General features: G+C 54.7%; 12 protein-coding genes. 4 read left to right on the top strand and 8 right to left on the bottom strand.

Annotation, left to right across the window (positions count from 1 at the left end; genetic code table 11):
- Position 1: 1 nt before the first annotated feature.
- The 3 genes from IEX74_RS13315 to pseB form a co-directional block, all read right to left on the bottom strand.
- A complete protein-coding gene (locus IEX74_RS13315; protein WP_229755275.1) occupies positions 2–739 on the bottom strand; it encodes a cytidylyltransferase domain-containing protein in 738 nt (245 codons plus the stop codon).
- 3 nt (positions 740–742) lie between these two features.
- Entirely contained in the window at positions 743–1927 is a 1185-nt protein-coding gene (gene pseC, locus IEX74_RS13320; protein WP_188814471.1) for a UDP-4-amino-4,6-dideoxy-N-acetyl-beta-L-altrosamine transaminase, read from the bottom strand.
- Between the two features lie 170 nt (positions 1928–2097).
- A complete protein-coding gene (gene pseB, locus IEX74_RS13325; protein ID WP_188814472.1) occupies positions 2098–3117 on the bottom strand; it encodes a UDP-N-acetylglucosamine 4,6-dehydratase (inverting) in 1020 nt (339 codons plus the stop codon).
- Positions 3118–3310: 193 nt separating this feature from the next.
- On the opposite strand from pseB, the gene IEX74_RS13330 reads away from it, so the two are divergent.
- A complete protein-coding gene (locus IEX74_RS13330; protein ID WP_188814473.1) occupies positions 3311–5137 on the top strand; it encodes a hypothetical protein in 1827 nt (608 codons plus the stop codon).
- Positions 5138–5155: 18 nt separating this feature from the next.
- On the opposite strand, the gene IEX74_RS13335 is transcribed toward IEX74_RS13330, so the two are convergent.
- Positions 5156–6454: a glycosyltransferase family 4 protein gene (locus tag IEX74_RS13335; protein WP_229755276.1), complete on the bottom strand. Its 1299-nt coding sequence runs from the start codon at positions 6452–6454 to the stop codon at positions 5156–5158.
- A 118-nt stretch (positions 6455–6572) separates the two neighbouring features.
- On the opposite strand from IEX74_RS13335, the gene IEX74_RS13340 reads away from it, so the two are divergent.
- Together IEX74_RS13340 and ffh are read left to right on the top strand one after the other, a co-directional pair.
- The gene (locus tag IEX74_RS13340; RefSeq protein WP_188814474.1) at positions 6573–7028 is read left to right on the top strand and encodes a hypothetical protein; all 456 of its coding nucleotides are present in this window, start codon (positions 6573–6575) and stop codon (positions 7026–7028) included.
- A 47-nt stretch (positions 7029–7075) separates the two neighbouring features.
- Complete coding sequence (gene ffh / locus IEX74_RS13345) at positions 7076–8419, top strand: signal recognition particle protein (protein WP_188814475.1); 1344 nt, start codon at positions 7076–7078, stop codon at positions 8417–8419.
- 140 nt (positions 8420–8559) lie between these two features.
- On the opposite strand, the gene IEX74_RS13350 is transcribed toward ffh, so the two are convergent.
- Together IEX74_RS13350 and IEX74_RS13355 are read right to left on the bottom strand one after the other, a co-directional pair.
- Positions 8560–9036 (bottom strand): nucleoside deaminase, encoded by a 477-nt coding sequence (locus tag IEX74_RS13350; RefSeq protein WP_188814476.1) that lies wholly within the window; start codon positions 9034–9036, stop codon positions 8560–8562.
- Positions 9037–9388: 352 nt separating this feature from the next.
- Positions 9389–9667: a hypothetical protein gene (locus tag IEX74_RS13355; RefSeq protein WP_188814477.1), complete on the bottom strand. Its 279-nt coding sequence runs from the start codon at positions 9665–9667 to the stop codon at positions 9389–9391.
- Between the two features lie 632 nt (positions 9668–10299).
- On the opposite strand from IEX74_RS13355, the gene IEX74_RS13360 reads away from it, so the two are divergent.
- Positions 10300–10527, top strand: a complete 228-nt coding sequence (locus IEX74_RS13360) for a hypothetical protein (RefSeq protein ID WP_188814478.1) — start codon at positions 10300–10302, stop codon at positions 10525–10527.
- A 530-nt stretch (positions 10528–11057) separates the two neighbouring features.
- Here IEX74_RS13360 and IEX74_RS13365 read toward each other — a convergent pair.
- Positions 11058–12608, bottom strand: coding sequence for an alpha-N-arabinofuranosidase (locus IEX74_RS13365; protein ID WP_188814479.1), 1551 nt, complete (start codon positions 12606–12608; stop codon positions 11058–11060).
- 166 nt (positions 12609–12774) lie between these two features.
- A complete protein-coding gene (locus IEX74_RS13370; RefSeq protein WP_188814480.1) occupies positions 12775–15612 on the bottom strand; it encodes a bifunctional transaldolase/phosoglucose isomerase in 2838 nt (945 codons plus the stop codon).
- Between the last annotated feature and the right edge of the window lie 101 nt (positions 15613–15713).

The following is a 15713-nucleotide window of genomic DNA, read 5'->3' on the forward strand; positions in this document are numbered from 1 at the left end:
GCTATGTTTTTTTCTGTTCTACGTGTGCGTTCAGGGCAACCAGCTCGGGGTGCGCGTCCAATAACGTGATGAGTTCATCGGCCGATAACTCGGTGGCCCCGAAGTCTTGGATCAGCGTGCGAATAAGCGCGAAATCGTCGGCCGTATCAACGGTGAGGCGGTATTGGCTACGATCTTCGGAGCGCGTAATATGCTGAAAACGAACGTGCCCCGAGCGGTTCTGGTGAATGTAGGGCGTCACATGTTCCCGATCGCCGGGCAGCGTGGCGTGGGTAAAGGCTTCATCCAGCAGCTCGCGGGAGAAAACTTCAAAGTCGAAGCCCCGCGGGAAGGTACGCTCCAATACATTCGAAAGGTAGAGGCGCGGGTCGGCCTGCCGTAAGTATTCGCGGACGCCTTCGGCGATGAGTGACCCATCCAGCAGCGGGCAGTCGGACGTGACCCGCACGATAATATCCAGCGCGTGTTCGGCGGCGCATTGGTGGTAGCGGGCCAGCACGTCGTGCTCATCGCCGCGCGTACAGGGCAAGCCTGCCGCGGCGGCATACGCTGCCAGCGGGTCATCCGCAGCATTGCCCGTAATAGCCAGATAGAGCGGTAATTCGCTTTGCCGCAGGCGGGCCACATGGTAGTGCAGCAGCGGCCGATTGGCCACCGGCATCAACACTTTACCGGGCAGCCGCGTGCTCGTCATGCGCGCTTGCGAGATGATGCCGATGCGAGGGGAGGAAGGAAACACGAACTACTGCTGATTAACAAACTCCTGAATGCAGGCAATAACGTACGCCTGCTCCTCATCGGTGAGCGACGGAAACATCGGAATGCTCAGGCAGCGCGCATAATAGGCTTCTGCGTGCGGAAAATCGCCGTTCTTCCAACCTAGGTCCTGATAGTAGGGCATGGTATGCACCGGAATATAGTGCACCTGGGCGAAAATCTGCCGCTCGCGCAGGGCTTCGTACAAGCCTTTGCGGTCTGCTACCTGAATGACGTACAGATGGTAGGCGTGGCCGGGCGCTCCGGCCAGGGGGCGCACGCCGGGCATACCGGCAAATGCCGCATCGTAGCGCGCAGCCAAGGCACGGCGGCGAGCCAGGCCGGCGTCGGCGCGGCGTAGCTGACTGATACCTAGGGCTGTGAGCATGTCGGGCAGGCGATAGTTGTAACCTAGCTCCTGCATTTCGTAGTACCAGCCGCCGTCGTTGCGGTGCAGCTTCGCGGAGTCTTTCGTGATGCCGTGCGTGCGCAGCAGCAGCAGCTTCTCGTACAGGTCCGGGCGGTTGGTCGTTATCATGCCGCCTTCACCGGTGGCAATGTGCTTCACGGGGTGAAAGGAGAAGATGGATAAATCGGCAAACCGGCCGTTGCCGCACCATTGCTCAGCGCCTTGGCTATCCGTAAAAAAGCCGCCCGGCGAGTGCGCCGCGTCTTCCACGAGCCACAGGCCAAATTCGTCGCACAGCTGGCGGGCTGCTTCCAGGTCAACGGCCAAGCCAGCGAAATCCACCGGAATCAAGCCATGAAAGTATCCTTTGGGCTGACTTTCCAGCAGCTGTCTAACTGCTTGTAAATCAATAAGGCCGGTAACAGGATCAATATCCGCAAAATACACTTCGCCGCCGCAGTAGCGCACGCAGTTGGCCGACGCCGCAAACGTGATGGGCGTTGTAATCACCCGCTGCCCCGGCTGAACTTCTAACGCCAGGGCTGCCAAGTGCAAAGCCGCAGTGCCGTTGCTGACAGCCATGGCGTATTTCACTCCTATATATTCAGCGAACTTCTGCTCGAACTCCGCCACTTTCGGCCCTTGGGTCAGGAAGTCGGATTGGAGCGCTTCGGTCACGGCTTGCACGTCTTCGGGCGTGATGTGCTGGCGACCGTAAGGAATAGGATGAGTAGGGCGAAACGGGGAAATAGCAGGAATCATAGCAGATCAAAGATAGGCGGACGTTGGGCTTTACTGTAAACAAATGAACTGTGCATTCTGCCAAACCTAGGTGAAGACGTGGTGAATTATGCCCCAAAGCAGCCTTTTATAAACAAGAAGGCTGTTCTCTGGATAGAAAACAGCCTTTTAAAACCTAGAAGACCTAGCTTTTACGCCACAAACGCCGGGTCTACGTGCTGCCGGATTTCCTCCTGAATCTGCGCCGCGTCGAGCCATTCATCGTTATTCGCCGAGTCGTAGTGGAAGCCCAGGGGCATGCGCTTGCCATTGAAGTGCACAATAAACTTGTCGACATCCCACTGCGGGGTGAACGGCAGAATAACGTAGTACTTAGCTAGTTCCACCGTGCTCAGGGCGTCGGTTTCGGTTATCATCTCTTCGTGCAGCTTCTCGCCAGGACGGATACCTACAATTTCCTGCTGGCAGTTGGGACCGATAGCTTTGGCTACCTCCGTGATTTTATAGCTAGGTATTTTGGGCACGAAAATCTCGCCGCCCCAGGCATGTTCCAGCGCGTACAGCACCAGGTCAACGCCGCCTTCGAGCGAGATGTTGAAGCGCGTCATGTCGGGGTGAGTGATGGGCAGCACGCCGGTGTGGCGACGCTGCAAAAAGAACGGCACCACCGAGCCGCGCGAGCCAATCACGTTGCCGTAGCGCACCACCGAAAAGCGCAGGTCGCGGGCACCTTTCATGTTGTTGGCCGCCACAAAAAGCTTATCCGAGCAGAGCTTGGTAGCACCATACAGGTTGATGGGTGCCGCAGCTTTGTCGGTGCTCAACGCTACTACATCCTTCACGCCGCAATCGAGGGCCGCGTTAATGACGTTTTCGGCGCCGAAAATGTTGGTTTTGATGCACTCCATCGGGTTGTACTCGGCGGCCGGCACCTGCTTGAGCGCCGCGGCGTGCACAATCACGTCGATGCCTTCGCAAGCACGCTTCAGCCGGTCGCCGTCGCGCACGTCGCCGATGAAGTAGCGAATAGCCGGGTACTTGCTGTGCGGAAACACCTGCGACATCTCGAACTGCTTCAGCTCGTCGCGCGAGTACACCACCAGGCGCTTCACCTGCGGGAATTTCTCGAACACCGTCTGCACGAACTTTTTGCCGAACGAGCCAGTGCCACCGGTTACCAGAATAGATTTATGATTGAGGTCGAGGGCCATAGAAAACAGTTTGCCAACGCAACAGGCGGGCATAAGAAGGGCAAAAGTAGGCATTCCGGACCTAGGTTGCGTACTTTTGTGCTTGTAGCGCGAAGCTCCAGCTTCGCGCATCGTTGAACGACTTGTTTCTGGGTTCGTTCAACAACAAACCGTTCAACGAGACGCGAAGCTGGAGCTTCGCGCTACTTGCACCATGCCCGAACCTGTCAAAGTCATCATCTGGGACCTGGACGATACCTTTTGGCGCGGCACGCTCTCCGAAGGCGCCATCGAAGCGCTCGAGGAAAACCTAGCCTTGGTGCGCGACACGGCGGCGCGGGGCATCGTGCACACCATTGTCAGCAAAAACGACTTTGCCGCCGCCGAAGCCAAGCTCACCGAGCTAGGTATCCGCGACTTGTTCGTGTTTCCGCAAATCAGCTGGCAGCCGAAAGGCCCGATTATCAAGACGTTGCTGGAAAGTATGCAGCTGCGGGCGCCCAATGCCTTGTTTCTGGACGATAATCCCATCAACCGGGCCGAAGCGCAGTTTTATAACCCCAAGCTGCAAGTCGCCGACCCCGCCGAGTTGCCGCAACTAGCGCCGCTTTTGCGCGCCAGCGGCAAGCCCGACTCTGGCTTTTCGCGCCTGGAACAATACAAATTGCTCGAACGTCAGCAGCAGGCCCGCGCTACGTACCAGGACAACCTAGCTTTTCTGCGTGACTCGAACGTGCGCATTCAGTTCCGGGAAGGCGCTGCCGTATTGCCCGACCTCGACCGGATCGAGGAGCTGATTAACCGCTCCAACCAGCTGAATTTCACCAAGCAGCGCGTCACGAAAGACGAACTGCAAGCCAGCTTCGAGGATGCTAATCTGCGCTGGGGCACCGTGCGCGTCCACGACCAGTTTGGTGACTACGGCTTAGTCGGGGTGTACTGCCTGAACCAGACGGAAAACCGGCTGGAGCAGCTGGTTTTTTCCTGCCGCATTCTGCACCTGGGCATTGAGCAGTTTACCTACGCTTGGCTAGGTTTCCCCGCACTGGAAGTGCAGGGCGAAGTAGCCACGGAGCTGAACCAAACCGAGCAGCCCGACTGGATTACGGTAGTGACGCAGGCGCAGGAAGCCGTCGAAGATGACCCAACGACTATTAAAACTGGTTCGCGCTTACGCGTGCTGCTCAAAGGCGGCTGCGACCTAGGTCAGCTGACGCCCTTCCTGCAAGCCTTTCAGCTGGAGGTTTGGGAAGAGTTCAACTACGTGAATGAGAACCAGATACCCGTGCACGTAGAACACACCGAACTGTTGCGACTGAGCCGGGAGCTGCCCGCAGCCGAGCAGCAGCGTCTGGCGCAAAGTCTACCGTTTTTGGGGGAAGAAGCCTTCCAGACCAAGCTCTGGAACCATGATTTTGACGCCGTAGTGTACAGTCCCTTAATGGATTACACGCAGGAGCTATACCAGGAGAAGGCCACCGGCGTGAAGATTCCTTTCGGGGGCTATCAGGATCTAACGAAGGCTGACCTAGGTGCACAGGCGGCAAAGTACGCACAGCGCAGGTTTCGGGGCATAGACGAAGCGTTTCTGCGCCGCTTCAGTCAGGAGTTTGCGTGCGTGGGGCAGATTGCGCCCGCCGAGTTCAAGGAGAACCTAGGTTGGCTTCGTACTCAGTTGCCCCCGGCAATACCCATTTTCCTGCTCAACGGGGCCGAAATCGAAGTGCCGGGTTCGGGCGAAACAGGCGCCCGGCAGCGCCACATCCTGATGAACCAGGCCCTGACAGAGTTTGTCACGGAAGCTGAAAACTGCTTCCTGATTGACGTGCGCGACTTCATCCAAACGCCCGCCGACGTCACCAACAACCTGCGCCACTACCAACGGCCGCACTACCGCACGTTGGCGCAGCGCGTGGCCGCTGCAATCGAAACCTGGCAAGGCCAGCAGCTAGGTCATTCCGCCTGGGCCGATTGGCGCGCGCGCCTGGCTAGCCGGGTGCCAAACAAGGTGCGCGGCGCCTGGGAAAAGCTGGTGAAATAGCCCAAACCTAGGTCTGGGCTACTTGCCTTGAATCAGCTGTACGAGCCGCTGCGTCAGGGCTTTGCGGGAGTAGCGCGCGTGGTTCAGCGCCGGTAGATCGAGGTTCGGGTTCTTGCTCCACTGGGTTATCAAACCTTCCAGATGCTCTAGCATCGTCGGGTAAGCATCATAGGCTAGAGTGCGGCCGGCGCCACATTCCTCCAGCAGATTATCGGCATCAGATCCAACCGGGCCAATGCAGATAATGGGCTTATTAGCAGCCAGATACTCAAACACTTTGCCCGGCAAAATGCCGAAGTTATTGGCTACATCAGGAATAGCCATCAGCAGCACCGTGGCCCGCAGTAGGTAGCGCACCGACTCCTCGTGGGGCACAAACGCAATGAACTCGACGTGCGCACCTAGGTTATTTTCCTCAATCTGCCGCCGCACGCCATCCGACACCTTGCCCACGAAACGCAGCTGCAACGGCACCTGCGGATGGCGCTGAAGACATTCGGCGCAAGCCTTCAGGAATAGCTCAATATGGTACGTCTCGCTGATGGTGCCCGTGTGCGTAATCAGTAGACAATCAGTGGGTGGGGTGGAGCGAATACGAAAGTCGCTTTCGTCGTAGCCGTTGGGCAGTACGTGGAATTTACTCGCCACAAGCCGCGGCGACTTGCCCAGAAACAGCCGCTTCGTGTCGGGACTAGTGACGAGTACCGCATCGGCCTGCTCCAGCACCTGGCGTTCGTAGTAGGTATCGAGCCAACGGGCAGGGAGGGTCTGATTCAGCTCCTTGTGGTAATAAATATCCGTCCACGGGTCGCGTAGGTCAGCCAGCCAGCGTAGCCCGTAGCGCTTCTTTAGTGCCAGGCCGATCAGTTGGGTGGAGTGCGGCGGGGAGCTGGTCAGCACCGCGTCGAACTGCTCGCCTTGGGCCAGCAAATCGGCTACCGCGCGTAGCACATGCCGGTTCCAGCCGCGGCGCGGGTCCGGAATAAACACGTTGCCGCGCACAAATTTGAAAAACCGTTGCTGAAAGCTGGTTTTGCTTTCGTTGGCAAAGCCGCCGTAAGGAATTTGCTGCCGGCCAGTCAGCTTCTTATAGCTGCCAAAAGGCTCCGAAGTATCCGTCCGGATGACGCGCACGCCGGCCGGAATTTCGTCGGCCAGCGAATGGTCGAGCACGGGGTAAGCACCTTTTTCCGGATCGACGGTGATGACGGTGCATTCCACCCCCAGCGCCGGCAGATGTTTCACAAACTTCAAGCTACGCTGCACGCCCGCGCCCCCCGAAGGTGGCCAGTAATAAGTAATGACGAGCAGGCGCATAGAAGAAACCGAATTAACAGCTGAAAGAAACCGCGAAGGTAAGCAGTATCGGCTTTCTGGGTTTTCTGGTTAATTTTGGGAAGCGAAACTTTGCTCCTCACTATTTCCTTTTAGCTATATGGCTGATGATAACTCCGAACTGCTGGCGATAATGGGCGACGTTCTGCGGGCAATCGACCGGCAAACGGAAGAAAATAAGCAGCAAATCACCGAGTTACGGGAGGAGTTTGTCAGTGCGTTCAACAACTTCGCCACTGCTATAGTAGATGGCTTCATCCGTGTGGAAGGCAAGATTGATGCTGTGAAGCAGGAAGTTGTAGGCGTGAAGCAAGAGGTAGCTGAACTGCGAACTGACGTAGACGGTCTCAAGCAGGAGGTTGCCGGAGTGAAGCAGGAAATAGTTGAGCTGAAGCAAGAAGTAACGGAACTCAAGCAAGAAGTAACCGAAGTAAAGCAGACGGTGCAACGCATCGACCAGCGACTGGAGAAGGTGGAAGCAAATCAATCCGTAACGGAAGACGTGGTGCGCCGCCTCACCATTCTCGAAAACATCGTGCTGAATAAGGCTTCTTAGCCTTGAAATCAGCTCATTAGTAAATTACATAATCAGCACATCAGCAGATGTTCGATAACTTAAGTACCAAACTCGACCGTGCGTTTAAGACTCTGAAAGGTCAGGGCAGCATCACGGAAATCAACGTAGCCGCTACCATCAAGGAAATCCGCCGGGCGCTGGTAGATGCCGACGTGAACTACAAGGTTGCCAAAGAAGTAACCGACAAGATCAAGGACGAGGCCATGGGCCGCGACGTGCTGACGACGGTTTCGCCGGGCCAGCTAATGGTAAAGATCGTCTACGATGAGTTGACCGAACTCATGGGCGGCGAGAAGCAGGACATTGTTATTAAGGGCGAGCCGGCCGTCGTGCTGCTGTCGGGCTTGCAGGGTTCGGGTAAAACAACCTTCGCCGGTAAGCTAGCTAGCTTCATCAAAAAGCAAAACCGCAACGTGCTGCTGGTCGCCTGCGACGTGTACCGCCCCGCCGCTATCGACCAGTTGAAGGTGCTCGGCGAGCAGGTTGGCGTGGAGGTGTACTCGGAGCCGGAAAACAAGAATCCGGTTGAGATTTCGCAGAATGCCATTGAGTACGCGCGCAAAAACAACAAGAAAGTAGTCATCATCGACACCGCTGGTCGTTTGGCCGTGGATGAGCAGATGATGCGCGAAATCGAGGCCGTGAAGCGCGCCATCAACCCGTCGGAAACGCTGTTCGTGGTTGACTCCATGACGGGTCAGGACGCGGTGAACACGGCCAAAACCTTCAATGACCGCCTGAACTTCGATGGCGTGGTGCTCACCAAACTCGACGGTGACTCGCGCGGTGGTGCGGCCCTTTCGATTCGGGCCGTGGTGGAGAAGCCCATCAAGTTCATCTCGACGGGGGAGAAGATGGAGGCGCTGGATATGTTCTATCCGGATCGTATGGCCCAGCGTATCCTAGGTATGGGCGACGTCATCTCACTCGTGGAACGTGCTCAGCAGCAGTTCGATGAGGACGAGGCCAAGCGCATCAACCAGAAGATTCGCAAGAACCAGTTCAACTTCGACGACTTCCTCTCGCAGTTGGAGCAAATTAAGAAGATGGGTAACCTGAAGGACCTGGTCGGCATGATTCCCGGCATGAGCAAGGCCATCAAGGATATTGATATTGACGACGATGCCTTCAAGCCAATCGAGGCCATCATCAAGAGCATGACTCCGCAGGAGCGCGCCCAACCCGAGCTGCTGAACGGCTCCCGCCGCAAGCGCCTCGCCAAAGGCTCGGGTACTGATATTCAGCAGGTGAACAACCTGATGAAGCAGTTCGAGGATATGCGCAAGATGATGCGTACCATGAACAAGATGAGCCAGACCAAAGGCGGCATGGCGCAGATGGCCAAGATGATGGGCATGCGCGGCAAGTAAGATCTATATCTGAGCCACGGCGCCGCCCGAATTTTGTGGACGACGCATGATAAACAAAGAAAGAAGGCCCGAATGCAGCTGCATTCGGGCCTTCTTTCTTTGTTTGAAACCTAGGTTGAGACGAAGCAGGTGATTCAAGATTAATATTCCTTTCGGGTTTCGTGCTCTTCCCAGGCTCGGAATCCGGCCGAGGCTTCTTCCCGCAATAGTTCGTGCATCGGAATAGCGCGCTCACTCAGCGGTTTCTCAAGCTCATCGTAGATGAAGTGGTCGTCGAAGCCGATAGCGGCGGCATCCTGCTTGGTGTTGCCGTAGAACACGCGCCGCGGACGAGCCCAGTAGATTGCCCCCAGGCACATCGGGCACGGCTCGCAGGAGGTATACAGGTCGCAATCAGTAAGTTGGAAGGTACCCAGGGCCGCGCAGGCTTTACGAATGGCATCGACTTCCGCGTGGCAAGTCGGGTCGTGGGTGCTGGTAACCTGGTTGAAGCCGCGGGCGATAACCTGACCATCTTTCACTACTACCGCCCCAAATGGGCCGCCATGGCCGGCCTGCATTTTTTCGATGGAAAGGCGAATGGCTTCGCGCATAAAGTCGTCGTGGGGAGCTTCCATAAAGGGGAGAGTCAAAGGCAAAAAATATATACAACTGCTTTGCTAGCTAGGCAATTTACGAGTAAATGGCCGTTTATCGACTCTCAGACTAGCTTTTCGTCAGGATGCTAGCTTAGCCGGCAGCTTGATATTTCGTATTTAAAGAGGGTCAACTGGTTTTTGGCACGAGCATTGTAATAAGCTATTTCGAAAGAATAGTTTTTTAGGTGTTTTGGTTGTGGAACAGGAGCCGGTCATTGACCGGCTTTTGCTTTTTACAGCTTTTCGCATCAGATTTTGCCTGAATTCCTGCCAACCTAGGGGCGCGTATAGAAATTACAGCGTCTATGAGCAGCGCACCTATCCGACCAGCTTAGAGTTCCTGCGCGGCTTTGCCATCGCGCATCTGATACAGGTAGTTCCAAGTTTCGGCTGTCACCAGCGCCGCAAATTCCGTTTTGTTTTCAACTGGCATGCTGTACTGCCGCTCGTAGAACTGCATAAGCTGTTCGGCAAGCGCTGGAGCTTTTTCGGGCACCATAGCTTCCGTGATATGCTGGTGCTCGATCAGGTGCTCCAACTCATTCAGAATGGGCGTTGGCAGTCCTTTGCTGGCCAAAGAGCCAGGAAATTCATTTGTCTGGTCAGTCATTTTGGATTTAATTATTGAGTGGGGGAGGAATGATAATTCTAGGTACTGCTAAAGCTTCAGCTTAGTTACCTACGTTAGGTAAGTTCTACCAGTGAGCTATTATAAAGTTGCAGCTACTACTAGGTCTGACTTCAAATTACCTAGGTAGTTCGTCAGGTATCTTAGTGAAATAGGAGCAACGCGGTTTTTTACGCGCCCAGAGCTAGTAAAGCGTTATGATAGAAAGCCTAGGTTTATTGAGGTAGAGAAGTAATGAAATTATATCATTTGTAGAATGATTATCACAGGAGAAAGTAAAATTGGTATCGTCGCCTGCCGGCTGACAACAATATCTGCAATAGATTCTGAAGACTAGCAGCCAACAAGTAGGAAGAAGAAAGTACAGATTAATAATGAAGTTTTTAGGGTATTATCTTCGAGCAGATGTCTTGCTGAGCAGGAGATTTGTGAAAGAAAGACAAGCAATTAGTCTCTTACAAGCTACGTCAATGATGTTCAAAAATGTGTTATTAGTGAAAGCTGTGAAGTATAGGAATAGGAATTAATTATTGCTTTATAATAAAATCTTTTTTTCTTTGTCGTCGTAATCAGAAAACAAAACGATTTTTTCAACCACCAAAATACCTACGACAGTGGCAAATATGGATTTAAATAAGCTGCAAGACATGATTCAAAACGCCACCACTAATGAGCAAGTGATTGGCGACATGCGAAAGGCTTTTAACAAGCTCCAGACAGCTTTTGATGAGCTTTCGGCAGTATTTCAGGAAGGCTATCAGCCTGCTAAAAAAGAGCGTAAGCCCCGCGCTGAAGGTGCTAAGCGCCCCGGTCGCCCAAAAAAGGTTGAAAACCAAGGCTAATTCCTTCGAATTTACCGCAACCAAAAAGCTCCTGCCTGACACGGCAGGAGCTTTTTGGTTTTTTCATCTGCTGAGAACCTAGGTTTCTCCTTTCCATAAAACTATACCGCAGCTAATCAGACTCAGGTAAAATATATTCTCTGCTAACCCAATCCGGAGGTAGCAGCTAAGTATTGAATTTGCTGTTTATCGGGGAGGAAGGAGAAGTACTTTTAGGTAATATACAATTAGCTGTATGTAATTGATGGAGTTTGTAAAAGCATGAACCAGAAAGGAAAGCATGAGTCAATATCAAGTAAAAGGAGAAGGATCTGTTTCACTGATTTGCAGCGCATCTTATTTTAGCTGCTACTACTGCTGAGCCGTATATCTGGCTTTTGTTAAGCGACCAAGAGGCTTTCAATATCATTGTTCTGGGTACTTCAAGACTTAAAAACAAGAAAGCCACGCATTTCTGCATGGCTTTCTTGTTGGGAGTCAGAGAAACTATCAAGCAAAAGGCAATTGCTTATAACATACAACCTAGGTTTCTACTTCAGCGCTAATACAACGACTGATTGCGCGGGTACTTCAACTTCCAGCTTATTGCCGCGCTTTTTAGCTCCTTTAAATTGAGCTAGCTTAACATTATTTGGCTTGTCGAAGGTGTTATAATCCGAGAATTTAGCTGACGTAAGAATTTGACCCGTTACATTTTTCCAGGCCACGCCATCTATACCTGATTCGATTTTAACTGATTTTTTCGGGTCCAGATTTACGAGGGAAATATGTACCACACCATCCTTGTCTTTCGACGCGGATGCGTTCAGAGCCGGGATTTTTTCCTTGCCCAACGCGTAGTCGGGGCTGGTGAATTGCAGGGGCAGGTACTGCGCGTCCTGGTGCACCTGGTAGAGGTCGAAGACGTGATACGTGGGCGTGAGCAGCATTTTTTCTTTATCCGTCAGGATGAGGGCTTGCAGCACATTTATGGTTTGGGCTAGCTCCGCCATTTTCACCCGGTCGCAGTGATTGTTGAAGATGTTGAGCGTGGTGCCAGCTACTAGCGCGTCACGGAGCGTGTTCTGCTGGTAGAGGAAGGCCGGGTTCGTGCCGGGCTCCACGTCGGTCCATACGCCCCACTCGTCGACCACCAGCGCGACCTTCTTCTGCGGATCGTACTTGTCCATAATGGCGGAGTGCGCCGCCACAATCTCGTCCATTTTCAGGCTGTTCTTCACCGTGTTGAAGTAAGCCTGCTCGTCGAAGCCGGTGGCTGGGCCTTTCTTGCTCCAATTGCCGGTGGGCAGTGTGTAATAATGGAGCGAAATGCCCCACATCTGATCCACCGGAATCTTCTTCATGCAGACTTCCGTCCAGTTGCGGTCGTCGCCGTTGGCACCGCTGGCGATTTTACGCAGCGGGGCGCCGGGGTAGCTCTTGGCAAACGTCGCGTAGCGCTTGTACTGGTCGGCGTAGAACTCGGGCGTCATGTTGCCGCCGCAGCCCCAGCTTTCGTTGCCAGTGCCCCAGAAGCTCACTTTATACGGCTCCGGGTGGCCGTTTTGCGCGCGCATTTTGGCGAGTGGCGTGTCGCCGTTCAGGTTCAGGTATTCCACCCAATTCGACATTTCCTCCACCGTGCCGCTACCTAGGTTGCCGGCGATGTAAGGCTCCGTGTGCAGCATGTCGCACAGCTCCAGGAACTCGTGGGTGCCGAAGCTGTTGTCTTCCACCACGTCGCCCCAGGTGCCGTTCAGCATCTTCGGGCGCTGGGTGCGCGGACCGATACCGTCGCGCCAGTGGTAGGTGTCGGCGAAGCAGCCGCCGGGCCAGCGCAGGTTCGGGACTTTGATCTTATTTAGGGCTTCAATGACGTCGAGGCGAAGCCGGTCCTTTTTGGGCACGTTCAGGTTTTCATCCACCCAAAAGCCGCCGTAGACGCAGCGACCTAGGTGTTCAGCAAATTGTCCGTAGATGTGTTTGCTGATTTGCAGTTTGGGGTCGCCGGCCTGCACGTTCATCACAATCGATTGTGCAAACGTTGAAAAAGAAGTTGTACAGCTAAGTCCGGCGAGAAGGGCTACTTTTTTAAGATTCATTGGATGGGAAGGGGGAGTAGAGAAAAGGCATTCAAAAGTGGGACATTAAGATTTCTCTGGAACACTGTCGACCTGAAACGTTCCCGTCGATGTAGTCCGAAAAAGGGCTACTAGTAAAGGCAACGGCCTTGTCGATTTGTCGACAAGGCCGTTGCTTATTAATCACTTACGCTTGTGCTGCGTTCAACGAAGCGGCTTTTACAGCCTGTAGCAACGTCTGGATGCCTTGGGCCGGGTCGGCACCTAGGTGCACGCGCAGCGTACGACGGTCGTAGTTGCGCAGCGCTTCCAGGTCGCCTTGGGCCTGAGCGTTCTTCAGCGTACCGAAGCTGTAGGAGCGGCCCGGTAGCGGCAGATCGTTCGGGTTATCAGCGGTGAGCTGTAAGAACAGGCCCGTGTTGGGGCCGCCTTTGTGGTACTGGCCCGTCGAATGCAGGAAGCGTGGGCCGTAGCCGAACGTAGTCGCAACGTGCAGATTCTCTTGCAGATACTCGCGCAGCTGCTCGATGGATTGGTTCAGCTCGGGCGTTTCCGTCAGGTAAGCCTGAATGGCTACGTAGTCGCCGGGGTTGGCTTGGAAGTAGCTGGCCAGCAAATCAGCGGCATTGTCGCCGGTGCTGGTGCCGTAGTAGGCTACGCCATCGGCTTCCAGTGCTTTTTCTTCTTCGGGCAGCTTGCCTTCTTCGGCTACTACCTTCATCAGCTTATCGGTAGCCGTTTTGGCGGCCTGCACGTTGGGCTGGTCGAAGGGGTTGATGCCGAGCACCGCGCCTACGATAGCCGTAGCCACTTCCCAGCGGAAGAACTCCTGACCTAGGTCGAGCGGATCTTCCATCAAAATGGTGATAACCGGGTGGCCGGCTTGCTGCAACGTATTCAGCTTCTGCTTATTGGCTTCGTCGGCTTCGTTCTGGTAGCCCACGTACACAAACACCCGGTCGTGGCCGTATAGGCTAGGTTCAACCAACGGCTCGCCGGCCACCGGCAGGATGCCTTTGCTTTCCTTGCCCGTGCTTTCAGCTAGTAATTGCTCCAGCCACAGACCTAGGTCGCTCAGCGACTGCGGCACGATCAGCGTCAGCTTGTCGCGGCCTTGCTGGGCCATAATGCCGAGCGCCACACCTAAGTCTAAGCCAGGGTTTTCTTCGGTGGTGCCGTAAGCACCGCAAGCACGCATCATACGAATGGCGCGTTCCAGAATCTCGCCTACGTTGAGACCATACAGCGCGGCCGGCACCAAACCGAAGTAGGTGAGGGCCGAGAAACGGCCACCCACTTCCGTGAAGTTCAGGAAAATACGGCGGTAGCCTAGCTCTTCGGCCGTCTTGATGAACTTGGAGCCGGGGTCGGTGATGGCAATGAAGTTTTCGCCGGCCTTGTCGCCTTTGATTTCCTTCACCTTTTCGTAGAAATAGTCGCCGAAAGCAAGCGGCTCGGCCGTTGTGCCCGATTTGCTGGCTACGATAAACAGCGTCGTTTCCAATGGCACGCTCTCTTCGATGTGGCGCACCGTGCCGGGGTCCGTGGTGTCAAGCACCAGCATTTCCAAGAATCCTTCCCCTTTCGGAAATGATTTTTCGAACACAATAGGAGCCATCGAGCTGCCGCCCATGCCCATTACCACAACGTGCGTGTAGCCTTCGGCTTTCGCAGAGTGGGCAAACTGCTCCAACGCGGGCGCCATCGGAGCCATCGTTTCGGCTACGCGCAACCAACCCATGAAGCTGCGGATACTCTCCTGCGCTTCGGCATCCTGGGTCCAGAGCGTGGCCTCTTTCTGCCAGAAACCTTCGATGAAGTTGCTGCTCTTATACTCCTGCACCTTCGCGTCAATATCGGCCTGGTACTGACCTAGCTGGAACGTGGCGGGCGGCGTTGTCTCGGCGAAAGCGAGCTGGCGCTTCTTCTCCAACGCCTGCATGAGTTTGCCGAACGGATCCTTAAACTTCTGTGCGCCTTCTACTTCGAGCTGGTTGGTGAGGGCTTCCAGGTCCAGACCTAGCTTGGGCAGGTCGTTGAGCACTTGGTCAACCTTATCGAGGTTGTCTTCCAAATGCACGGCGGGCTTGCCTTTCTCACGGAAGATATCCAGCGTTTCCAGCGGAATCGTGTTCACCGTGTGCGGCCCGATGAGCGACTCTACGTACTTGAGGTCGTCGTACTTCGGGTTTTTGTTGCCGGTGCTAGCCCACAGCAGGCGCTGCGTGTTGGCACCTTTCGCTTTCAGCGCTTCCCAACGCGGACCCGCAAATATCTCTTTATAAATCTGATACGCTTTCTTCGCGCTGGCAATAGCTACTTCGCCGATCAGGCCTTCCGCAATCTGAGCCTTATCGCCACCTTCGGCTACCATCTTGTCCAGCATCGGGTCAATCAGCACGTCGATGCGGCTGAGGAAGAAGCTAGCTACCGAGCCGATGTTGTCGATGGGCTGACCGGCTTTCACGCGGTCTTCCATGCCGGCAATAAAGGCTTCAGCCACCAGACGGTAGCGCTCCAGGCCGAAAATCAGCGTCACGTTCACGTTGATGCCTTCGCTGATGAGGCGCCGGATAGCCGGCAAACCCTCTAGCGTAGCGGGCACTTTAATCATCACGTTGGGCCGATCGACAGCCTTCCAGAAGCGCATGCCTTCCTCGATGGTGCCTTCCGTGTCGTTCACCAGTTCGGGCGAAACTTCCAGGCTCACGTAGCCGTCGCCGGAGTTGTCGTTGCTGTCGAAAAGCGGACGGAACAAGTCGCAGGCCTGCTGCACGTCGGCAATGGCCAGCGAGGTGTAGATTTCCTCCGTTGATTTATTCTGCAACGCCAGCGAGCGGATAATCGCATCGTAGTCGTCGCTGCCGCCGATGGCTTTCTCGAAGATGGCGGGGTTGGAAGTCACGCCGCGCAGGCTGTCTTCCTGAATTAGCTTTTGTAAATCGCCGTTAACCAGGATCTTGCGACGAATAAAGTCCAGCCAGATGCTTTGGTTGAACTGGCGTATTTCTACTAATGGGTTCATGAATGTGGGATTGAAAGAACCGTTTTGAAAAATGGCGCTGGCGCTGCAATACCAGCCCACGCTGTTTGGGCGACAATGTACTTCAGCTTCTAAACAAAGCG

Origin of the sequence: Hymenobacter cavernae (genome assembly GCF_014641455.1) — a bacterium.
GTDB classification, from domain to species: Bacteria; Bacteroidota; Bacteroidia; order Cytophagales; family Hymenobacteraceae; genus Hymenobacter; species Hymenobacter cavernae.